16 protein-coding genes, 1 other RNA gene and 1 pseudogene are annotated in these 20,232 nt (G+C 64.3%); 11 read left to right on the top strand and 7 right to left on the bottom strand.

All coding sequences use genetic code 11. The features are described 5' to 3' along the window. Positions 1–86: 86 nt before the first annotated feature. A complete protein-coding gene (locus XpopCFBP1817_RS02945; protein WP_128415917.1) occupies positions 87–1,496 on the bottom strand; it encodes an aminotransferase-like domain-containing protein in 1,410 nt (469 codons plus the stop codon). A gap of 142 nt (positions 1,497–1,638) precedes the next feature. Here XpopCFBP1817_RS02945 and XpopCFBP1817_RS02940 point away from each other — a divergent pair, with 142 nt between their 5' ends. Beyond that, a complete protein-coding gene (locus tag XpopCFBP1817_RS02940) occupies positions 1,639–2,418 on the top strand; it encodes a PhzF family phenazine biosynthesis protein (protein WP_425479048.1) in 780 nt (259 codons plus the stop codon). Continuing rightward, positions 2,415–3,341 (top strand): DMT family transporter, encoded by a 927-nt coding sequence (locus tag XpopCFBP1817_RS02935; protein WP_128415915.1) that lies wholly within the window; start codon positions 2,415–2,417, stop codon positions 3,339–3,341. Before XpopCFBP1817_RS02940 ends, XpopCFBP1817_RS02935 begins: the two co-directional genes overlap by 4 nt. A 55-nt stretch (positions 3,342–3,396) precedes the next feature. Here the strand turns inward: XpopCFBP1817_RS02935 and XpopCFBP1817_RS02930 are convergent, their stop codons facing one another. Next, positions 3,397–3,735 (bottom strand): SRPBCC family protein, encoded by a 339-nt coding sequence (locus XpopCFBP1817_RS02930; RefSeq protein WP_128415914.1) that lies wholly within the window; start codon positions 3,733–3,735, stop codon positions 3,397–3,399. 726 nt (positions 3,736–4,461) lie between these two features. Between XpopCFBP1817_RS02930 and XpopCFBP1817_RS02920 the strand changes: the two genes are divergently transcribed. From XpopCFBP1817_RS02920 to XpopCFBP1817_RS02895, 6 genes are read left to right on the top strand one after another with little or no spacing between them, the layout of a single operon-like run. Further along, positions 4,462–4,554 carry a potassium-transporting ATPase subunit F gene (locus XpopCFBP1817_RS02920; RefSeq protein WP_006452907.1) on the top strand — a complete coding sequence of 31 codons (93 nt, stop codon included), beginning with the start codon at positions 4,462–4,464 and terminating at the stop codon, positions 4,552–4,554. Between the two features lie 15 nt (positions 4,555–4,569). Next, positions 4,570–6,378, top strand: coding sequence for a potassium-transporting ATPase subunit KdpA (kdpA, locus tag XpopCFBP1817_RS02915; protein ID WP_128415912.1), 1,809 nt, complete (start codon positions 4,570–4,572; stop codon positions 6,376–6,378). A gap of 11 nt (positions 6,379–6,389) precedes the next feature. Then, on the top strand, positions 6,390–8,438 hold the full coding sequence (gene kdpB, locus XpopCFBP1817_RS02910) for a potassium-transporting ATPase subunit KdpB (protein ID WP_128415911.1): 2,049 nt from the start codon (positions 6,390–6,392) through the stop codon (positions 8,436–8,438). A 27-nt stretch (positions 8,439–8,465) separates the two neighbouring features. After that, a complete protein-coding gene (gene kdpC / locus XpopCFBP1817_RS02905) occupies positions 8,466–9,095 on the top strand; it encodes a potassium-transporting ATPase subunit KdpC (protein ID WP_128415910.1) in 630 nt (209 codons plus the stop codon). Positions 9,096–9,149: 54 nt separating this feature from the next. Further along, entirely contained in the window at positions 9,150–11,810 is a 2,661-nt protein-coding gene (locus XpopCFBP1817_RS02900) for a sensor histidine kinase (RefSeq protein WP_128415909.1), read from the top strand. Next, the gene (locus XpopCFBP1817_RS02895; RefSeq protein WP_128415908.1) at positions 11,800–12,516 is read left to right on the top strand and encodes a response regulator; all 717 of its coding nucleotides are present in this window, start codon (positions 11,800–11,802) and stop codon (positions 12,514–12,516) included. The genes XpopCFBP1817_RS02900 and XpopCFBP1817_RS02895 overlap by 11 nt, the downstream gene beginning before the upstream one ends. Before the next feature lie 35 nt (positions 12,517–12,551). On the opposite strand, the gene XpopCFBP1817_RS02890 is transcribed toward XpopCFBP1817_RS02895, so the two are convergent. The 4 genes from XpopCFBP1817_RS02890 to XpopCFBP1817_RS02875 all read right to left on the bottom strand — a co-directional run bounded on the left by XpopCFBP1817_RS02890 (position 12,552) and on the right by XpopCFBP1817_RS02875 (position 15,595). After that, positions 12,552–12,628: non-coding RNA, sX9 sRNA (locus XpopCFBP1817_RS02890), on the bottom strand. A gap of 134 nt (positions 12,629–12,762) precedes the next feature. Next, a complete protein-coding gene (locus tag XpopCFBP1817_RS02885; RefSeq protein WP_128415907.1) occupies positions 12,763–14,136 on the bottom strand; it encodes a TolC family outer membrane protein in 1,374 nt (457 codons plus the stop codon). Between the two features lie 20 nt (positions 14,137–14,156). After that, positions 14,157–14,813, bottom strand: coding sequence for a protein-L-isoaspartate O-methyltransferase family protein (locus tag XpopCFBP1817_RS02880; protein ID WP_128415906.1), 657 nt, complete (start codon positions 14,811–14,813; stop codon positions 14,157–14,159). Between the two features lie 128 nt (positions 14,814–14,941). Further along, positions 14,942–15,595 carry a TetR/AcrR family transcriptional regulator gene (locus XpopCFBP1817_RS02875; protein WP_128415905.1) on the bottom strand — a complete coding sequence of 218 codons (654 nt, stop codon included), beginning with the start codon at positions 15,593–15,595 and terminating at the stop codon, positions 14,942–14,944. Positions 15,596–15,950: 355 nt separating this feature from the next. On the opposite strand from XpopCFBP1817_RS02875, the gene XpopCFBP1817_RS23875 reads away from it, so the two are divergent. Both XpopCFBP1817_RS23875 and XpopCFBP1817_RS02870 read left to right on the top strand, forming a co-directional pair. Next, on the top strand, positions 15,951–16,208 hold the full coding sequence (locus XpopCFBP1817_RS23875) for a hypothetical protein (protein ID WP_425479046.1): 258 nt from the start codon (positions 15,951–15,953) through the stop codon (positions 16,206–16,208). A gap of 81 nt (positions 16,209–16,289) precedes the next feature. Next, positions 16,290–17,703: pseudogene (locus XpopCFBP1817_RS02870) on the top strand (diguanylate cyclase); the annotation flags it as partial. A gap of 91 nt (positions 17,704–17,794) precedes the next feature. On the opposite strand, the gene XpopCFBP1817_RS02865 reads toward XpopCFBP1817_RS02870, so the two are convergent. Further along, positions 17,795–18,679, bottom strand: coding sequence for a LysR family transcriptional regulator (locus XpopCFBP1817_RS02865; RefSeq protein ID WP_128415904.1), 885 nt, complete (start codon positions 18,677–18,679; stop codon positions 17,795–17,797). A 120-nt stretch (positions 18,680–18,799) separates the two neighbouring features. On the opposite strand from XpopCFBP1817_RS02865, the gene leuC reads away from it, so the two are divergent. Continuing rightward, positions 18,800–20,227: a 3-isopropylmalate dehydratase large subunit gene (leuC, locus tag XpopCFBP1817_RS02860; protein ID WP_128415903.1), complete on the top strand. Its 1,428-nt coding sequence runs from the start codon at positions 18,800–18,802 to the stop codon at positions 20,225–20,227. Positions 20,228–20,232 lie beyond the last annotated feature (5 nt).

Below are 20,232 nucleotides of genomic sequence, written 5' to 3'. Positions count from 1 at the left end.
CAAGTAGATGCGGCGACATCGTTGTTGTTGTTCAACAGCAACAGCAACAGCCGACGCCAATTCAAAAGTTGATGCCAACAACGAAGCTAACGCGCCACCTGCGCCGCAAGCTTGCCCAATCGTCGCATCGCACGTTCCAGCGTGTCGCTCCACGGCTGGCCGCAGGTCAGGCGTAGATGATCTGCGTAATCGCCGCGGCTGGAGTACAGATGGCCCGGCGAGGTGCCGATACCTTCGGCCAATGCGGCTTCGAACAAGGCTTGTCCACTTTCACCGTTCGGTAATTGCAGCCACAGCGAGAGTCCGCCGGCCGGGTCGCCCACCCGCGTTCCCTCCGGCCAATGCCGCACGATCGCATCGCGCAGGCGTTGGCCGTTGTCGGCCAGGGTGCGGAGTAGCTTGCGCAGATGCCGTTCCAGATCGTGCTGCGCAAGATAATCGGCCAGCGCCAGTTGCGGTAGGCTGGCGCTGCCGACGGTGGAAAAGTATTTGGCGCGCACCAAGGCGTCGGTCCAGTCGCCGCCCAGCAACCACCCCACTCGCAGGCCGGGCGACAGTACCTTGGAGAACGAGCCGCAGGTGATCACGTTGGCATGCGTGTCGAAGTGGCGTAGCGGGCGTGGGCGCTGGCCCGACCAATCCAGTTCGCCGTAGATATCGTCTTCGATCACCACGGTGCCGTGGCGCGCGCAGCTGTCGAGCAATGCGTACTTGGCACTGTCGGGGGTGAGGCTGCCGTTTGGATTTTTGAAGTTGGGCACCAGCAGCGCCGCGCGTACCGGCGTGCGTTGCAGCAGCGCGTCCAGGCGCGCGACATCGATGCCGTGGCCGGCGCGGTTGGGGACTTCCAGCACCTTGAGTCGTAACGCGGCCACCGCCTGCAGGATGCCGTGGTAGGTGGGCGTTTCCACCAGCACTACATCGCCCGGTGCGGTGAGCGTGCGCAGCGCCAGGCTAATGGCCTCCATCGCACCGGCGGTGATCACCACTTCTTCTGCGGCTACGGTGGTTGCGCAGTGTGCGTAGCGCTGTGCGATCTGCCGGCGCAGTACGGCGTGGCCTTGTGGCGGTGCGTAGTCCAGTGCGGCAGTGCGTTGGCGCCGCAACTGACGCGACAGGGCGGCGGCCAAGTGCGCAGCCGGCAACAACGCCGGCGCGGGAGTGGCGGTGTGCAGCGGCAGCAGGTCGGTACGCGCCAGGGTGTCGAGCACGCGCTGCAAGGCAGGGTTGTCGACCATGCCGGGTTTGCGCCGACGCGTTGCGGGTGTAGCGACAGGCAATGCAGAGGCGGTGGTGCGCACGAAGTAGCCGGAGCGCGGCCGCGCCTGCACGCGCCCTTCGCGTTCCAGTTGCAGGAAGGCCTGCACTGCGGTGGCGGTGCTGATGCCGTGATTGGCAGCCAGTTGCCGGATCGAAGGCAGGCGCTCGCCGGCACGCAGGGTGCCGCCTTCGATTTGCTGTCGCAGCTGAGTGGCCAGCGATTCGTACAGAAGCATGTGCCGGTACCTTTCATCTGTATTGGTCGATTTGCAGCGTATCTGAATCTGTCAGGGTCGTGTACTGCGCTGCAGACTGGGTCGGCCCGGTGAGTGCGCCAGGTGTGTGTTCTCTTCTGTGAGGTTGGCCGTGCTGCTTCCTATGTTTATGGTCGATGCGTTCACTACGGTGCGTTTCAAGGGCAATCCTGCGGCTGTTGTGCCGTTGCAGGAATGGCTGCCGGAGTCGCTGATGCAGGCGATTGCCAGCGAACACAATTTGTCGGAGACCGCATTTTTCGTGCGCGACGAGAGCGGAGTATTCGACATTCGCTGGTTTTCTCCGATCAAGGAAGTCGGCTTCTGCGGGCATGCGACCTTGGCCAGCGCGTTCGTGATTGCCATGCATCAAGGCGCTGCATTCCCGTTGCGATTGCGCGCGCCTGCAGTCGGTGAGATCGAGGTCGCCAGGGTGGCCGAGAGTACCTTCGAGCTGTGCTTCCCCAACCAGATGCCGTCGCTGGTGCCGGTAGTGCCGCAAGCCTTGTTGGAGGCGTTGTCGATCGCGCCACAGGCTGTCTATGCAAACGCGCAGGCCTACATCGCCGTCTACGCCGATGAAGGACAGGTGCGTGAGGTAACGCCCGATCTGAGCCGGATGTTGGTGCTGGCGCCGCGCGATGTAGCGGTCACCGCGCCGGGGACTGGGCATGACTTCGTCTCGCGCTATTTCTGGCCGGCCAATGGCGGTAGCGAGGATCCGGTGACCGGGTCGATCCATGCCGCGTTGGCGCCGCTGTGGGCACAAACGCTTGGCAAGACGCAGCTGCGTGCGCTGCAGGCATCGGCACGCGGCGGTGAACTCGATTGCCGGGTCGAGCCGCAGCATGTGTACGTGCGCGGCAGCGCTGTGCAGTATCTGCAGGGAACGATTGCGCTATGAGCATTCCCTTGGCGGTTCAAGCGACATCGGCCGGTGCTGCACGACGTGCGATCTGGCAATTGCTGGTGGCCGAAGTGTTGATCGGGTCGGTGGGCGTCTTCGTGCACGAAAGCGGGCAGGATTCGGTGACTGCGGTGTTCTACCGCTGCCTGTTCGGTGCGCTGTTTATGACGGTGTGCGGTTTGATCGGTGGGCAGCTGCGCGGCCTGTGGCGCGAGCGTGCGCTGTTGCGCGATGCGGTCATCAGCGGTGTCTTGCTGGTGCTGAACTGGGTGGCGTTGTTCGCCGGCATGGCGCGCTCGTCGATCGGTGTGGCGGCGATGGTCTACCACGTGTTTCCGTTCGTGATGTTGATCCTTGCCGCATTGCTGCAGGGCGAGCGCACGCGCCGTGTCGACCTGGCCTGGACGTTGCTGGCCTTCGTCGGTGTGGCGTGTTCTGCAGATCCGGCGCGGTTGTGGCAGAGCGCCGATCGCGGCTATCTGCTCGGCATCGCGCTGACCTTGCTGGCGGCGTTGCTGTGCGGTGCATCGTTGTTGATGTCGCGCCGCATCAGCCGCGAGCGGCCACTTGCTGTTGTGACCGTACAATGCTGGGTCGGCACCTTATTGCTTGCGGGGTTTTCCAGTGGCGCCGCGCTGCATCCGGGCCTGCACTGGCTGTGGCTGGTGGGCTTGGGCGTGATCCACAGCGGCATCGTGTATGTGCTGTTCTATTCGTCCTATCGCCACCTGCATGTGGCCACGATCGCGGTACTGGCGTTCGTGTATCCGCTGGTCACGCTGTTGCTGGACTATCTGCTCTACGGCCACGCGCTGGTGCCGGTGCAATGGCTGGGCCTGGCGTTGATCGTGATCGGGACGCTGGCGGTGAATCTGAAGTGGCGTTGGCCACGGCGTGTGGTGAACAACGCGCTGACCTGAGCAGGCTTGCCGCCGCGGTGCCGCCGCCGCGCCGTGCGCGCAGCGGCAGTGGGCTTCAACGCACGTCGCGCAATTCCCAATGATGTCCGGCCAGTGCCTGCATGCGCTGCTTGAGCAGGTCGCCGGGGATGCTGGTGGTGGCGACTAGGTCGATACGTGGGTCACCCTGCTTGCCGCTCACCGTCGCCGACGGATCGGTGACGCCAAAGCTCGTGTCCACCGCGTCTGGGTCGGCCTGCAGCTGGCGCCAGCGATCGAACCAGGCAGGGTCACGCAGGGCCGCCTGCAACTGTTCGGCAAATGCCTCGGCACCGTGGGCGCTGAAGCTCACGCTCGCATCGCCGCCGCGGGCGAGCGTGGGGTCGGGCAGGCTGATCGAATAGCGGAAGGGCATGTGCGAAGACTCTGATAGATGACGTCCGCACGTTAGTGCAGCGGCGGTGAGTGTTGCGTCGACAGGTGCGCGGGCGCACAGCTCTCGACGGCCTACTTTGGCTTGTACAGTCGGATGTCGCGTGGACTTGTGCGCGCTCGACTGTCAGTAAACGTTTGACGATGGTTGAGAGGCGGACACAGGGCGGCTGATCTGCGGCTTTGTTGCAGGGCCCTTGCCCGCCCACCCTCGCGGGACACGCCGTGAATCCGTCCCTGGAGGCTGTTGTGGGGCATCCATGCCGCAGAAGGTCCCGCGACGGTGGGCGGGCAAGGACCAGTCGAGATGGTCGGTGTGCATGGTTGCAAGCAGGGCATGGCGCGCGTTGGTTGAATAAACGGCGTGTCCGATCAGCGTGTCAACGAAGGCACTCGTCGTAGTTGCCTTGAGACCACTGCAGAGGGTGGATACGTCGCTGCATGCCGTCGCTACGCAGCATTTATGCAGAATTTACGCGGCAGCCATGACAGGTCCATAGCGACTTTACGCAGCCCGGGAAGACACTGCGCAGGTTGGCGGAGCGGTTCCGCCCTGGACGATCCCGATGCATCCTTTGACCTGTCTGCTCAATCGGTGCTGCGCGCACGGTGCGGCAGCGCTTTGCCTTGTTGGCCTGCAGACGCTGCATATGCCGTCGCGCATCGCATCCATCGCGCCGCGTTGCGCGCGTCATCGGGAGTAACCGACATGCCTGCCTGGTTGTCCCTGCTGTGCGGCGTGGCCGTACTCGTTGCCGCTGCGTATTTGTTGTACGTGGTGTTGCGGCCCGAAGACTTCTGATGCGAGTGCGCTCCAATGACTGAAACCTTTCTTGTCTATGCGCTGGCCATCGTGCTGGCGTGGCCTCTGGGCCGCTATCTGGCGGCGGTGATGCGTGGCGCGCCGATGCGCGGCGATGCGGTGTTCGGCTGGATCGAACGGCCGTTGTATGCGTTGCTCGGCACCCGCCCGCAGCAGGGCATGTCGTGGCGCGGCTATGCCGTGGCGTTTTTGCTCAGCAACCTGATTGTCGGCCTGCTGACCTGGGCAGTGTTCATGACCCAGGCGTGGCTACCGTTCAACCCGGATGCCATCCCGAACATGCGTTGGGATACTGCGCTTCACACCATGGTGTCGTTCGTCACCAACACCAATCAGCAGCACTATTCGGGCCAGGCGCAGTTGTCGTATCTGGCGCAGATGACCGGCATCGTCGGCCTGCAGGTAGTGACACCGATGATGGGACTGGCGTTGGCAGTGGCGACCCTGCGTGCGTTGTTCGGCGGGCGCGCCGTCGCGAGCGTGTCCGATGCCTCGCCGGCATTGGAGGCGACGGCGAGCGCCCCGATGGCAGGATCGGACGATCCGGAGAGAGTGCTGTCGCGCCAAGGACGGCAGCAGTCGACTTCCGGGTTAGAGGCCCTGCCCGAGGCAGACGTCGGCAATTACTGGGCCGATGTGATCCGCGCCAGCGTGCGCGTCCTGCTGCCGTTGTGTCTGCTGTGGACCGTGCTGCTTGGCTGGCAAGGCGTGCCGTCCACACTGCAGGGTGCGGCAACGGCCGCACCGCTGGATAGCAGTGCCGGCATGCCCAAGCAGACCATCCCGGTCGGCCCGGTTGCGGCGATGGTTGCGGTCAAGCAACTCGGCACCAATGGTGGTGGCTGGTACGGTCCCAATAGTTCGGTGGCGCTGGAAAACCCAACGCCGTTGAGCAATTTTCTCGAAACGCTGGCGATCGTGTTGTTGCCGATGAGCGTGGTGTTCATGGTTGGCTATCTGACCGGGCGCAAACGTCTCACCGCATTGGTATTCGGCACCATGTTGACGATGTCGGCCGCATCCACCGCGCTGTTGCTGTGGTCCGAAGCGTATTCGGCCAGCACGAGCTCGCCTGCCTTGATGGAAGGCAAAGAGGTGCGTATTGGCGCCGATGCGTCCGCGTTGTGGGCGGCGTTGACCACACAGACCTCTAATGGCTCGGTCAATGCGATGCATGATTCGTTGGCGCCACTGAGCGGCCTGGTCACGCTGGTGAACATGCTGATCAACGCGATCTGGGGCGGCATCGGCTGCGGTTTGCAGCAGTTTGTGGTGTATCTGTTGCTGAGCGTGTTTCTGGCCGGTTTGATGACAGGCCGCACGCCGGAGTTGTTCGGCCGCAAGATCGAATCGCGCGAAGTGCAGTTGCTTGCGCTATTGATTCTGCTGCAGCCGCTGGTGGTATTGGGCTTCACTGCGGTAGCGTTGGCGGTGCCGGCATTGACTGCCAATTCCAATCCCGGCTTTCACGGTATCAGCCAGGTGTTCTACGAGTACACCTCTGCATTCTCCAACAATGGTTCGGGTTTCGAAGGCCTGGGCGACGCGACGTATTGGTGGGACCTGAGCTGCTCGGTGGTGTTGGTACTGGGCCGGTATCCGTCGTTGATTTTGCCGTTGATTGTGGCTGCGCGTATGGCGGTGAAGCGGCGTGCGCCGGAGTCGGCCGGCAGCTTGCAGGTCGAAACCCCCACCTTTGCGTTGACCCTGATGGCGATCGTGCTTGTGCTCACCGTGCTGCAGTTCATGCCGGCACTGGTGCTGGGTCCTATCGATGAACACCTCGCCCTGGCGGCGTCCTGAGAGTTTGAGCAATGTCTACGATCGATACGACTGAAAAACGCGAGCGCGGCGACGCAGCGTTGTTCGATGCTGCCGTGCTGGTTGCGGCGATGCGTGCTGCCTTCCTCAAGTTGGCGCCGCGGCATTTGCTGCGCAGCCCAGTGATGGCGGTGGTGATGGGAGGCACGGTGTTGGCGGCGGTGATCACCGCCAGCGGGCATGGCAATGCCGGCTTCGGCTGGGCGGTGACGGCGATTTTGTTCGTCACTGTGTTGTTCGGCAATTTCGCCGAGGCCATCGCCGAAGCGCGTGGGCGTGGACAGGCGGCCTCGTTGCGCCGTGCGCGCAAGGATTTGGTGGCACGTCGCGTAGAAACCGCACTCGGTGGCCGCGAGACCCGCGTGCCGGCGGCGGAGTTGCGGCCGGGCGACTACGTGATGGTGTCCGAAGGCGAATTCGTCCCGGCCGATGGCGAAATAGTGCGCGGCGTTGCAACGATCAACGAAGCCGCGGTGACCGGCGAATCGGCACCGGTATTGCGCGAGGCCGGCACCGATCGCAGTGGTGTGATCGGCGGGACGCGGGTGCTCTCCGATGAGATCGTGTTCAAGGTCACCGCCGAGCCGGGGCATAGTTTTCTGGATCGCATGATCGCGTTGGTGGAAGGCGCCAACCGGCAGAAAACGCCGAACGAAATCGCGCTTACCTTGTTGCTGGCGGCGATGACGCTGACGTTCTTGATCGTGGTGGCGTCGCTGCCGGCGATCGCAGGTTTCGTTGGCGTCGCATTGGATCCTCTGCTGCTGATCGCGCTGCTGGTGTGCCTGATTCCGACCACCATCGGCGGGCTGTTGCCGGCGATCGGCATCGCCGGCATGAACCGCGCGCTGTCGGCCAATGTGTTGGCCAAATCCGGCAAGGCAGTGGAAGTGGCCGGCGACGTAGACGTGTTGCTGCTCGACAAGACCGGCACCATCACCTTCGGCGATCGGCAGGCCACCGCGTTCCATCCGCTGGCAGGCATCGATCGTGCGCAACTACGCGATGCGGCGATGCTCGCCTCGCTTGCCGACCCGACGCCGGAAGGCAAGTCTATCGTCAAGCTGGCACGCCAGCAGGGTGCGGTGGCGGTCGAACCAGAGGGTGCGCACTTCATCGCGTTCACCGCGCAAACCCGCATGTCCGGCGTTGATTTGGCCGGGCGTGGCATCCGCAAGGGCGCCGGCGACGCGATCGTGGCGTATGTGCAGGCGATGGGTGCCACGGTGTCGCCGGAATTGAACGGACGCATCGAAGAAGTCGCGCGCAGCGGCGCGACACCGCTGGTGGTGGCCGAAGGCCGTCACGTGCTCGGTGTGGTCGAGTTGAGTGACGTGGTCAAGCCGGGCATCAAGGAGAAGTTCGCGCAGTTGCGTGCGATGGGCATCAAGACGGTGATGATCACCGGCGACAACCCGCTCACTGCCGCAGCGATTGCAGCCGAAGCCGGCGTGGACGATTACATCGCGCAAGCGCGCCCGGAAGACAAGCTGGCGCGCATCCGCGCCGAGCAGGCCGGCGGACGGCTGGTGGCGATGGTTGGCGACGGCACCAACGATGCACCGGCGCTCGCGCAGGCCGACGTAGGCCTGGCAATGAACTCCGGCACGCAGGCGGCCAAGGAGGCCGGCAACATGGTCGATCTGGATTCGGATCCTGCCAAATTGCTGGCGGTGGTCGAGGTGGGCAAGCAGCAGCTGATCACGCGTGGTGCGTTGACCACGTTCTCGTTGGCCAACGATGTGTCCAAGTATTTCGCGATCCTGCCGGCGCTGTTTGCCGCGGCGATTCCCTCGATGGCCGCACTTAACGTGATGCAGTTGTCCAGCCCGCGTCATGCAGTGCTTGCGGCATTGATCTTCAATGCACTGATCATTCCTGCGTTGATTCCGTTGGCGCTGCGCGGCGTGCGCTTTCGTCCCTCCAGCGCCACGGCCTTGCTGCGCCGGAACATGCTGATCTACGGCGTGGGTGGCGTGTTGCTGCCATTTGCCGCAATCAAGTTGATCGACCTGGCGCTTGTCGCCACTCTGGGAAACTGAGTCATGACGATTTCTTCAAACACTCGCATGTCCCGTTCGCTGCCGTTGCGCGACGACGGCGCCTTGCGCGGCGCGGTGATGCTGGCGTTGTTCATCTTGTTTGGTCTGGGCTTGAGCTATTCGTTGGTTGCCACGGGCATCACTGGCGCGCTGTTTCCCTTGCAGGCGCAGGGCTCGCTGCTGCGTGATGACACGCGTGTCGTCGGCTCGGCACTGGTGGCTCAGCCGTTTGCCGATGCGCGCTATTTCCAGCCGCGTCCTTCGGCGGCCAAGTACGACCCGACAGCGGCGGCCGGCAGCAACCAGGCGCGTTCCAATCCCGATCTGCAGGCCCGCATTGCAGCCATGCGGGCCGAAGTGGCCGCACGCGACGGCATCGCACCGGAGGCGGTTCCCAGCGAATTGCTGACCCAATCCGGCAGTGGCCTGGACCCGAATCTGAGCCCGGCTGCCGTGCAGGTGCAACTGCGCCGTGTCGCCACCGCGCGCGGCTGGCCGGAACAACGCGTAGCCGCTCTGGTGCAGGCTGCTACCGAACACCAACAGTTCGGCCTGCTTGGGCAGCAGCGTGTGAATGTTTTAGCGCTGAACCTTGCGCTGGATGCGGCTGGGAATCGGGAATCGGTCATCGAGAATGGGTTGAAGCAAAAGCGCTAGGATCGTCAGGCAGCTGTAGGCTTTGCGATTCCTATTCTCCATTCTCCATTCCCGATGACCGACGCCCGCACCCAACAAGCCGACGCGCTGATCGGCGAACTGCAGCGCGAACATGGGGGGCGCCTGACCGTCTTTCTGGGCGCCGCGCCCGGCGTCGGCAAGACCTACGCCATGTTGTCGCGCGCGCGCGAGCGCTTGCGGCAGGGCATGGACGTGGTGGCCGGTGTGATCGAAACCCATGGCCGCAGCGAAACTGCCGCGCTGCTGGATGGCCTGCCGCTGTTGCCGCGCACTCGCATCAGCTACCAGGGCCGGGAGCTGGAAGAACTCGACCTTGACGCGTTGCTGGCGCGCAAGCCCAAGCTGGCCCTGATCGACGAGCTTGCCCATCGCAATGTGCCGGGTAGCCGGCACGAGCGACGCTGGCAGGACATCGTCGAACTGCTCGATGCCGGCATCGATGTCTACACAACGGTCAACATCCAGCATCTGGAAAGTCTCAACGACATCGTGCTGCGCATCACCGGCGTGCGCGTGTCCGAAACGGTGCCCGATGCGGTGTTCGATCGCCTGCGCGACATCGTGTTGGTGGATCTGCCGCCGCGCGAACTGATCGAGCGGCTGCAGCAGGGCAAGGTGTATCTGCCCGAACAGGCGACGCAGGCCTTGCAGGCGTTTTTTTCGCCCTCCAATCTCACCGCGCTGCGCGAGCTGGCGATGCAGGCCGCTGCCGACCGCGTCGACAGTGATCTACGCGACACCCAGGCCGCGCGCGGTTTGCCCGGCGCCGCCGCATTGCGTCGCCGGGTGGTGGTGGCCATCGATGGGCGTGGCAGCTCGGATTATCTGGTGCGGGTGGCACGGCGGTTATCCGAGCGGCGCGATGCGCCGTGGACCGTGGTCACCGTGCAGACGCGCACCGTGGCCGATGCGGCCTGGCAGCTTGAAATCGACCGCGCGTTCGCACTGACACGCCGTTTGGGGGGAAATACCGCGCTGCTGCTCGGCGCCAACGTTGCAGAAGCGCTGCTGGATTTCGCCTCGCAAAACGGCGTGTCCACCCTGGTGCTGGGGCGCACGCGCGAGCGCCCGCTCGCGCGCATGTTCAACCGCACCCTGACCCAGCAATTGTTGCAGCGTGGCGCGCATTACGAACTGGTCATCGTCAGCTCCGCCGATGCGCGTGCGCGTGCACGCCAGCGTTGGCGCAATCCGCGTCAGTGGCTGCAACGTTACGACCTGGCGTTCGCGGCGACTGCGGCCGCTGCAGCGGTCGCAGTGGCGTGGGTGATCCAGCTCTGGACTGGCATCGACGATCTTTCGATGGTGTTCATCGTCGCGGTGGTGCTGGTGGCCTCGCGCACGCGCATGGCAGCCGCAGTGATCGCCGCGCTGCTGAGTTTTGTCGCCTACAACTTCTTCTTCATCGAACCGCGTTTCACCCTGCATATCAGCGCGCGCCAGGGCGTGGTGACGGTGTGCCTGTTCCTGATCGCAGCCCTGGTCGCCGGCCGTCTGGCCTCGCGTCTGCGCAGCCAGGTACTGGCCTTGCGCGCCGCCAATACGCATGCCAATGCATTGCAGGCACTGGCCCGCGAACTCAGCACCGCCGCCGATCTGGGCCAGGTGCTGGAAGCCGGCCGCCGCGCGTTGGCAACGGCACTCGATGCAGAAGCCTGGTTGCGTCTGGAGCAACGCGAAAGCGACGCACCGGCCAGCTTCGGCACGCTCGATCGCAGCGCGGCGGAGTGGACCCAGCGCCACGGCCAGCCGGCCGGCCGCTTCACCGATACGCTGGCCGGCGCGCAGTGGTGGTGCCTGCCGGTGCGGCACGAGCGCGGTAGCCTGGGTGTGGCCGCGCTGCGCTTCCGCCAGAACGTGGCGCGGCCCGGCCTGGAGCAACGCAGGCTTGCCGAAGCGATGGTGGAAGACATCGGCCAGGCGGCGCTGCGCACGCGCCTGGTCGCCGATCTGGAAGGCGCACGCGTCAGCGGCGAAACCGAGCGCCTGCGCTCGGCATTGTTGTCGTCGGTCTCGCACGATCTGCGCTCGCCGCTGGCCTCGATGATCGGCTCGGCCAGCAGTCTGGCCAGCTATGGCGATGCGATGGACGCGCAGGACCGCCACAGCCTGCTGGACACCATCCAGCTCGAAGGCGAGCGGCTGGATCGCTACATCCAGAACCTGCTCGACATGACCCGGCTCGGCCACACCGGGTTGACCTTGAATCGCGACTGGATCGGCGTGGACGAATTGATCGGCTCGGCCACGCGCCGGCTGCAGCGCTACCAGCCAGCGGTGCGCCTGCAACTGGATCTGGCCGGCGACCTGCCGGCGATCTGGGTGCATCCGGCACTGGTGGAACAGGTCATCTTCAACGTGCTGGAGAATGCGGCGAAATTTTCGCCACCGGGCATTGCGGTGACGGTGCACGCGCGTCTGCAGGCTGGCGCCTTGCAGATCGATATCGGCGACCAGGGCCCGGGCATTCCCGAAGACGAGCGCGCGCGCATTTTCGACATGTTCTACAGCGTGGAGCGCGGCGACCGTGGTCGCAATGGCACCGGGCTGGGCCTTGCCATCTGCCAGGGCATGATCGGCGCGCACGGCGGCAGCGTGGAGGCGCTGGCCGGCGCAGATGGTCACGGCACCACAATCCGCATTACGCTGCCGTTGCTCGTTCCCGCCGCGCCACCTCGCCCCGATGCCGACTGATCCTACTGCCATCCCGCCCGCCCGCGTGCTGATCGTCGACGACGAGCCGCAGATCCGCCGCTTTCTCGACATCAGCCTGCGTGCGCAGGGCTACCGCGTGCTGCAGGCCGGCACCGCCGAAGAAGGCTTGGTCACGCTAGCCGGGCAGGGCGCCGACCTGGTGGTACTGGACATCGGCCTGCCCGATCGCGACGGCCACGAAGTGCTGCGCGAGATCCGTCAGTGGTCCAACGTGCCGGTGATCATGCTCACCGTGCGCGCGGGTGAAACAGAGAAGGTCGCCGCGCTCGATGCCGGCGCCAATGACTACGTCACCAAACCGTTCGGCGTGCAGGAATTGATGGCACGCATCCGCTCGCTGTTGCGCCAGGCCGGCGCCGGCAGCACGGTGGAAGAAAGCGTGTTCGACGACGGCCGCCTGCACATTCATCTGGGCCTGCGCGAAGTCACGCTCACTGGCGAGGTGGTGCCCTTGAGTCGCAAGGAATACGCCTTGCTTGCGCTACTGCTCAGACACGCCGGCCGCGTGGTTACCCAGCCGCAACTGCTGCGCGAGGTGTGGGGCCCCACTCACGAAGACGACACCCATTACCTGCGCATCCTGGTCGGCAAACTGCGCCAGAAACTGCACGACGATGCCGCCGACCCGCATTACATCGTCACCGAACCGGGCGTGGGCTTGCGCTTTATCGGTGTGACGCGCTGAGCGAGGTGCAATGTGGCGCCCGCAAGATTTAGAGCGGCTAACAAAACGTAGCGAGCAGTCGTCAGGTGGGTGCGGACGGCGCGCTCAGAACCGGAGTCTACGAGTGGCACATGCCGATTCCGAGCACCGGCCGCGCCCGCCCGGCGGCTGCGCAGTAGTTTTGTTAGCCGATCTAAGACAAGTACAGAGAATTTGCGCAAAAAAGGCGGGCCTGCGCCCGCCTTTTGCGTTACCTGTCAGATCGTCTTACTGCAGCGAGCCACTGCCTTGCAGCTTCGACTCGGCGTCCTGCGACAGCAGGCGGTTTACATCCTGCAGATCGGTGATGTCGAGCTTGCCGATCGCCTGGCCCAGCAGCAAACGGTTCTGCAGGAAGTTGTAGCGCGATTGCGCGTAGTTCACCTGCGCCTGGAACAGGGTGCGCTGGTTCTGCACCACGTCCAGCACGGTGCGCGTGCCGACTTCCAGACCCACCTGCGAGGCGTCGTACGCAGCCTGGGCAGACACCACGGCCAGACGGCGGGCTTCCACTTCGCTGATGCCGGCAACGACCGTCTGATAGGCATTACGTGTGTTGCGATCCAGCGCGCGCTTCTGCTGCTCGTAGGTGTCCTGCTGGATGTCACGCTGCGATAGCGCTTGGCGAACGGCCGACTGCGTGGCGCCACCGGCGAAGATTGGAATCGACACGGTCACGCCAATCGCGTCGGCATCGATGTCGCGGCCCTGGGTGGTGAACACGCCGCTTTCTGCGGCTCCGGTGCCCCAGCTATTGCTGCGCCCCACGCTGCCGGTCAGGTTGATCGTAGGCAAGTGACCAGCGCGTGCTGCAGTAATGCTGGCTTCGGCCGCACTGACCTGTAGTTGCTGTGCCTTCAACGCCGGATTGTCGGCGATGGCTGCGGCAACCAGTTGATCGACATTGGCGTAAGCAGCCGGCACTTCAGGGCGGAACTCTTCCGGCAACGCGCGCAGGCCCACCACCGGCTGGCCGGTCAGTTCGGTCAGTGCCTGGTAGTAGTCCTTGAGCGTGTTGCGCGCATTGATGGTGTCGGCGCGCGCCTGATCATACTGAGCGCGTGCTTCATGCACGTCGGTAATCGGCGCCAAGCCCACTTCCAGGCGCTTGTCGGCATAGTCGAACTGCTTCTTGGCCGCTGCCTCGTTGGTCTCTGCCGCCGCCAGCGATTCGATTCCCACCAGTACCTGGAAATAGGCTGCCGAAGTGCGGGTGATCAGGTCGTTGTTGGCCGATGCCAATGTGAAGTCTGCTGCCCGTGCGACTTGGCGCTGTGCACGCAGGTTGGAGAACTGGGTCCAGTTAAAGATGGTCTGCGAACCCTGGATCTGGCTGGAACGCGACGAGGTGGTGATGAGGCCCTCCTGGCGCTCGATCTCGCGGTGCGATTTGCTGTAGTCGTAGGCGCCGTTGAGCTGCGGCAACAGCGCCGCCCGCGCCTGCACCTGGCCTTCCCGATTGACCAGGCGGGTGGACTCGGCCACTGCCAGCTGCGGATCGCCGTTGCGGGCCATTTCGTAGACCTGCAGCAGATCGGTGGCGTTTGCAGCCATCGGAGAGAGGGCGGCGGCCAGCGCCAGGACGAGGGATCGGCAGATCATCGGGGAAGCTTCCTTGGGAATCAGAAGTGGAATCGGGGCGTCGGTGCGGCGCCCTGAAGATAGGCGAGGTCGGTTTCGAACAACGATTCGATGCGCGGTGCGTTGACGTCGCCACGGACCAGGACCGCTTCCATCACCGGTTCGCGACCGCGCACGACAAACAGCCGGCCATTCGGGCGCAACCATTGCAGCCACGGGGTCGGCAGCGTGTCGACCGCGCCGGTGATGCAGATGGCATCGAAACGACGCTCGCTCTGCCAGCCGAACGCATCGACGGTTTCGATGCGTACGTTGCTGCCCAGGCCGGTGCTGTCCAGATTGGCGCGTGCGGCGGTGGCGAGTGCCGGGTCGATCTCCAGGCTCACCACGTCGCGGGCCAGTGCGGCCAGGCAGGCGGTGGAAAACCCACTGCCGGTGCCGATTTCCAGCACGTCGTCGCCCGGCTGCAGATCCAGCGTCTGCAGCATGCGACCTTCGACCACCGGCTTCATCATCTTGTGACCGGCCGACAGCGGAATTTCCACATCGACGTAGGCCAGGGTCTTGTAAGCCCCGGGCACGAAGGCTTCGCGCGGCAGGCGCGCCAGCACGTCGAGCACGCGCAGGTCCAGCACGTCCCACGGCCGGATCTGCTGTTCGACCATCTTTTCGCGGGCTTGGGAGAAATCGATCGTCATGGTGCGGCTATCCAACGCAGTGGGGCAGCCATTTTACCGGTGCGCGAGGCAACTGGTGCATCTAGCATCGCGGCGCGCGGCTAAAGCACGCAGCGCCGGGAGTCATCGCCACCAACGTCTCGGTGCAATCAGCGCGGCGCATACGCTCTCAAAAAGAAATCCACGCTGGCCTGAATGTGCTCATCCACCTGCGCGCGGGTGGGCTGGCCGTGCAGGCCGCACATCATCAGCGCATGCAGCTCGCCTTTGAGCAGGCAGAAAAACTGAGAGGCAGCGCGCGGAAGCTCGGGGATATCCAGTTGACCATCGGCAACCCGCGCCGAGAGAAAATCCGCCAGCGCCTGTTGGGTTCGCTTGGGGCCGGCATCCCAGAACATTGCGCGCACGTGCACATTGCCAGTACCAGGTGCCATCATCATGCGGTGGGTGGCGATCGCCGAGTCGGTACTGACCAGCGCAAAGAAGGCGTCGGCGATTTCGATCAGCTGGTCGCGCACACTCCCTTTTGGGGCGTGGTCGAACAGATCGTCTGGCATCATGTGCTCGCATTGTGCGCGGATCGCTTCAGAAAACAGGCTCTCTTTGTCGCCAAAGTGACTGTAGACGGTCAGTTTGGAAACACCTGCGACTGCGGCGATGCTGTCCATGCTGACCCCAGCAAAGCCCTGCTCCGTGAACATGGTGCGGGCGGCGCCAAGAATGGCGGCGCGTTTCCCAAGATCCTTGGGACGCCCAGGACCGTTGCTCTTGGTCTTGGACTTGAGGGGGGGCAAGCTGGACATGCCGCCAATACTAGACCATTGGGTTCTATATTTATACTCGGGCCTATGAAATGCATTGAAGCGCTCACAAACCGTCGCGCCTGATTCGCTGGCGGAGTGACTGCGGTGGACAAGCTTGCTTATCGCCGATAACTGTCTCATCTGAAGGCCTCCCGGTGTCATCGCCTGCCTGGCAGCTGTAGGCGATCCTCTAGGGATTCTCTGATTAACCACTTGCGCGAAGCTTAACTCATTGATTTGACTGAGCCGCATAGCGGCGATGCATGGGTTAATCAGACCTTCCCTAGGGCGTTGAAAAACCCGGTGATAGAGTGACTGACGGTACGTCGACGTATGTCGGCAAACCTGCAAAGGTGTGGCGCGCTTCAACGGCCGCGATTTCACGGTCTACGACCGTCAGAACACCCCTGGCTTCGAGCTGGGCGGTGTGTTCGTGGTGGTGCGCGACAGCACCGGCGGGATGTGGTTCGCCACCGCATTCGATGGGGTCTATCACTCTCAGGATGGCCACTGGCAGCAGCTGGGCGATGCCTCCGTCCGGCATCTGGCGGTCAGCGCATTGTTGCGGCGTGCCGACGGCGCGTTGTGGGTGGGCACGCCCCAGACGCTGTAACGGATCGAGGCCGATGGGCGCGTGGTCGATGTCGGCCGCCAGGCCGGTCTGCCGCGTGCACGCGTCACTGCGCTATCGGCCGACGACGCTGGCGATCTGTGGATCGCCAGCGATCGCGGCCTGCTGCGCCTGCGCCGAGAGACAGTCCGCGTCTACGACCATCGGGTCGGGTTGCCGCGCGACAAAGTGGTTCGGGTGATCGACGACGGCCGCGTCTATTTCTGGTTGTCGAGCAACCACGGCGTGTTCCGCAGCGCGCGCAGCGATTTCGACCAACGCGATGCCGGCACGCGCGGGCAATTGAGTGTGGAAGTGGTGGATCGCAGCGACGGCATGCCCGGCAGTCAAGCCAACGGCAGCAGTGCACCGGCCGGGTGGATGACACAGTCCGGACAGGTGCTGTTTCCCACCGCAGCCGGTCTGGGCGTGATCCACTCGACGCGTGTGGGCACCTTGCAAGGTCATCGTGTGCCGATCGTGTTCGAGCGCTTGCTGGTCGATGGCATGGTGCAGCGGTTGAACGGCCCGCATCGATTGGGCGCAGACACCCGGCGTATCGCCATTGACTATACCGGGTTGAATTTTTGCAGGCCGGACAAGGTGCGTTATCGCTAGCGGCTGGAAGGCTCCGACCCGGAGTGGGTGGATGCCGACAGCGCCATCGAGGCGATCTACACCACTCTGCCGCCTTGGCGTTTTCGCTTCTGGGTGCAGGCGATGTGGCTGCCGGTGGACTGGCGCCAGACCGAGTTGCTGGGCCAATCCAGCTTGGTCATCGAACTGGCGCCGCCCTGGTGGCGCCGTGGCGACGTGAGGGCGCTGGGCATCCTTTGCCTGGGCAGTGTGATCTACGGGTTTTATCTGTGGCGCTGCGCCAGCTACCGTCGTCGCCAGCGCCAGCTCAACACGGTGATCGACCGGCGCACGGGCGAGTTGAGCGATAAGAATCTCGCGCTGCTGCAGGCCAGCCAGGAGCGCGAGGCGTTGATGCGGCAGCTGGAATATCGCGCCAGCCACGACGTACTCACTGCGCTGCCCAACCGGCGCGAGGCCGAGGCGCGTGCTGCAGCACTGGTTCGACGAGGCGCACGTCGGTGGTGCGGCATTGGCGTTGGCGCTGATGGATATCGATCACCTCAAACGCATCAACGATGCCTACGGCCATGAGGTCGGCGATGCGGTGCTGTCTGCGATTGGCAAGGCATTGAGCGAACAGGATCAGGCGCAGTGCTTTGCTGCCCGGCAGGGTGGCGAGGAGTTCTTGCTGGCGGGCATCGGCCTGGGCCCGGCGCAGGCACGCGCGCTGTTCGAGCGCATGCGTCAACGGCTTGCAACGATCGGTGTCGACGCGCAGGGCACAACCGTGCGTTGTACCGCCAGCATGGGCATGGCGATGAGCGATGAAGCACCGAGCCGGCGCGAAGTGCTGGCGTTGGCGGATCGTCGTTTGTATCAGGCCAAGCGGCAGGTGCGGGATCGGTTGGTGGGGCGGTAACGCGCTTGCGTTGCAACGCGTGCTGGCCGCGCGCATTGCTGGTTTCGGTACGTTCGATACGAACAAGCGCAGCTCGCAAAGCAGTCACCGTTCACCCCTGCAGCTGCTCCGCCTGCGCATTCAACAACGCAACAAACGCCTGCGCGGCCCGTGACAAGGTGCGCCCGCCATGTGTCACGCAGCCCAGCACGCGCGACAGCGCCACATCGGCCAGCGGCAGGGCGACGATCTGATGATCGATCATGCGCTCCGGCAACACGCTCCAGGCCAGACCCACCGAGACCAGCATCTTGATCGTCTCCAGATAGTTTGTGCTCATGCGCACACGCGTTACCAGACCGCGCTCGGCGAACAGGCCGGCAACGATGCGATGGGTGAACGTGCCCGGATCCGGCAGCACCGCCGGATGCGTCACCACATCATTCAGTGTCACCGCGCGCACCGCCGCCAACGGATGATCCGGCGCCACTACGAACTGCAGGCGGTCGTGCCAGATCGGCTGCGCGCGCAGCGGTGCACGTGTGTCCGGCGCGAGCGTGGTGACCGCCAATTCCACTTCTCCGCGCAGCACGGCTGCATAGGCCAATTCCGAATCCATGAACTGGATGTCCAGCGCTGCCTGCGGATGTTCTGCAGCGAAGCGCCGCAGCAGTGCGGGCAGGCGGTGCAGTCCGACATGGTGGCTGGTGGCCAGACTCAGGCGCCCACAGACGGCAGCCCCCAGGTGTTCCAGCACACGGCGGGTGTCTTCCAGCTCGGTCAGGATGCGTTGCGCGCGCGGCAGCAAGGCCTGGCCGGCTTCGGTCAGCACCACCTGGCGGCCGAGGCGGTCGAACAGGCGGGCGGACAATTGCCCTTCCAGCAAGGCGATGCGCTTGCTCACCGCTGGCTGGGTGAGGTGCAGGGCCTCGCCGGCTGCCGAGAAGCTACCACTCTGTGCGATCGCCACGAACGCGCTGAGGTTGGCCAGGTCCATTGCTATTCCTTAAATTCATTTATTGAATAAACAATATGAATTTGCGTTATTCAAGGCAAGCTCCTAGCATCGAACTCAGCCAGGTGGGCGAACCCACCGTCCGCCAATCGGGTTGCTGCGATGACCGCCAAGACGCTGTACCACAAATTGTGGGAACTGCACGAGGTCACGCGCCGTGACGATGGCTCGTCGCTGATCTACATCGACCGCCACATCCTGCATGAAGTGACCTCGCCGCAAGCCTTCGAAGGCCTGCGCCTGGCCGGGCGCAAGCCGTGGCGCATCGACGCCAACATCGCCACGCCCGATCACAACGTGCCGACCACACGTGCCGAACGTCAGGGCGGGCTGGAGTCGATCACCGACGAAGTCTCGCGCCTTCAGGTGCAGACGCTGGACGAGAACTGCGACGATTTCGGCATCCTCGAGTTCAAGATGAACGACACCCGCCAGGGCATCGTGCACGTGGTCGGCCCGGAGCAGGGCGCCACCTTGCCCGGCATGACCGTGGTCTGCGGCGATTCGCACACCTCCACGCATGGCGCGTTCGGCGCGCTGGCGCATGGCATCGGCACCTCGGAGGTCGAGCATGTGCTGGCCACGCAATGCCTGATCGCCAAGAAGATGAAGAACATGCAGGTGCGCGTGGAAGGCACGCTGCCGTTCGGCGTGACTGCCAAAGACATCGTGCTGGCGGTGATCGGCAAGATCGGCACCGCCGGCGGCAACGGCCATGCGCTGGAATTTGCCGGCAGCGCGATCCGCGCGTTGTCGATCGAAGGCCGCATGACCATCTGCAACATGTCCATCGAAGCTGGCGCGCGCGTGGGCATGGTGGCGGTGGATGAAAAAACCATTGCCTATGTCGAAGGTCGCCCGTTCGCGCCCAAGGGCGCCGACTGGGAGGCGGCGGTCGCGTTGTGGCGCACGTTGGTCTCCGATGCCGATGCGCACTTCGACACCGTGGTGGAGCTGCGCGCAGAAGACATCAAGCCACAGGTCAGCTGGGGTACCTCGCCGGAAATGGTGCTGGCGGTGGATCAGCACTTGCCCGATCCGGCCGCCGAACATGATCCGACAAAGCGCGATTCGATCGAGCGCGCGCTCAAATACATGGGCTTGCGGGCAAACCAGCCGATAACCGACATCCGCCTGGATCGCGTGTTCATCGGCTCGTGCACCAATTCACGCATCGAAGACCTGCGTGCGGCCGCTGCGGTTGCCAAGGGCCGCAAGGTCGCTTCCACCATCAAGCAAGCATTGGTGGTGCCGGGCTCGGGTCTGGTCAAGGCGCAGGCCGAAGCCGAAGGCCTGGACAAGGTGTTTTTGGACGCCGGCTTCGAATGGCGCGAGCCGGGTTGCTCGATGTGTCTGGCGATGAACCCGGACAAGCTGGGCAGCGGCGAGCATTGCGCCTCCACTTCCAACCGCAATTTCGAAGGCCGCCAGGGCGCCGGTGGTTGCACCCATCTGGTCAGCCCTGCGATGGCAGCGGCTGCTGCGATCAGCGGCTACTTCGTTGATGTGCGCACGCTGATGCAGGCCTGAGGAAC

This window comes from Xanthomonas populi, from assembly GCF_002940065.1.
Taxonomy (GTDB): domain Bacteria; phylum Pseudomonadota; class Gammaproteobacteria; order Xanthomonadales; family Xanthomonadaceae; genus Xanthomonas; species Xanthomonas populi.
The sequence above is the reverse complement of the archived record's forward strand: the minus strand, read 5'-3'. Positions and strand labels throughout refer to the sequence as shown.

What these genes read in the sequence shown, in the direction of transcription:
- XpopCFBP1817_RS02945 (WP_128415917.1), bottom strand. Translation starts at nt 1,496, where the DNA reads ATGCTTCTGTACGAATCGCTGGCCACTCAGCTGCGACAGCAAATCGAA.
- kdpC (WP_128415910.1), top strand. Translation starts at nt 8,466, where the DNA reads ATGTCCCGTTCGCTGCCGTTGCGCGACGACGGCGCCTTGCGCGGCGCG.
- XpopCFBP1817_RS02865 (WP_128415904.1), bottom strand. Translation starts at nt 18,679, where the DNA reads ATGGACCTGGCCAACCTCAGCGCGTTCGTGGCGATCGCACAGAGTGGT.
- XpopCFBP1817_RS02885 (WP_128415907.1), bottom strand. Translation starts at nt 14,136, where the DNA reads ATGATCTGCCGATCCCTCGTCCTGGCGCTGGCCGCCGCCCTCTCTCCG.
- XpopCFBP1817_RS02900 (WP_128415909.1), top strand. Translation starts at nt 9,150, where the DNA reads ATGACCGACGCCCGCACCCAACAAGCCGACGCGCTGATCGGCGAACTG.
- XpopCFBP1817_RS02920 (WP_006452907.1), top strand. Translation starts at nt 4,462, where the DNA reads ATGCCTGCCTGGTTGTCCCTGCTGTGCGGCGTGGCCGTACTCGTTGCC.
- XpopCFBP1817_RS02940 (WP_425479048.1), top strand. Translation starts at nt 1,639, where the DNA reads ATGTTTATGGTCGATGCGTTCACTACGGTGCGTTTCAAGGGCAATCCT.
- XpopCFBP1817_RS02935 (WP_128415915.1), top strand. Translation starts at nt 2,415, where the DNA reads ATGAGCATTCCCTTGGCGGTTCAAGCGACATCGGCCGGTGCTGCACGA.
- kdpA (WP_128415912.1), top strand. Translation starts at nt 4,570, where the DNA reads ATGACTGAAACCTTTCTTGTCTATGCGCTGGCCATCGTGCTGGCGTGG.
- XpopCFBP1817_RS02880 (WP_128415906.1), bottom strand. Translation starts at nt 14,813, where the DNA reads ATGACGATCGATTTCTCCCAAGCCCGCGAAAAGATGGTCGAACAGCAG.
- XpopCFBP1817_RS02895 (WP_128415908.1), top strand. Translation starts at nt 11,800, where the DNA reads ATGCCGACTGATCCTACTGCCATCCCGCCCGCCCGCGTGCTGATCGTC.
- leuC (WP_128415903.1), top strand. Translation starts at nt 18,800, where the DNA reads ATGACCGCCAAGACGCTGTACCACAAATTGTGGGAACTGCACGAGGTC.
- XpopCFBP1817_RS02875 (WP_128415905.1), bottom strand. Translation starts at nt 15,595, where the DNA reads ATGTCCAGCTTGCCCCCCCTCAAGTCCAAGACCAAGAGCAACGGTCCT.
- kdpB (WP_128415911.1), top strand. Translation starts at nt 6,390, where the DNA reads ATGTCTACGATCGATACGACTGAAAAACGCGAGCGCGGCGACGCAGCG.
- XpopCFBP1817_RS02930 (WP_128415914.1), bottom strand. Translation starts at nt 3,735, where the DNA reads ATGCCCTTCCGCTATTCGATCAGCCTGCCCGACCCCACGCTCGCCCGC.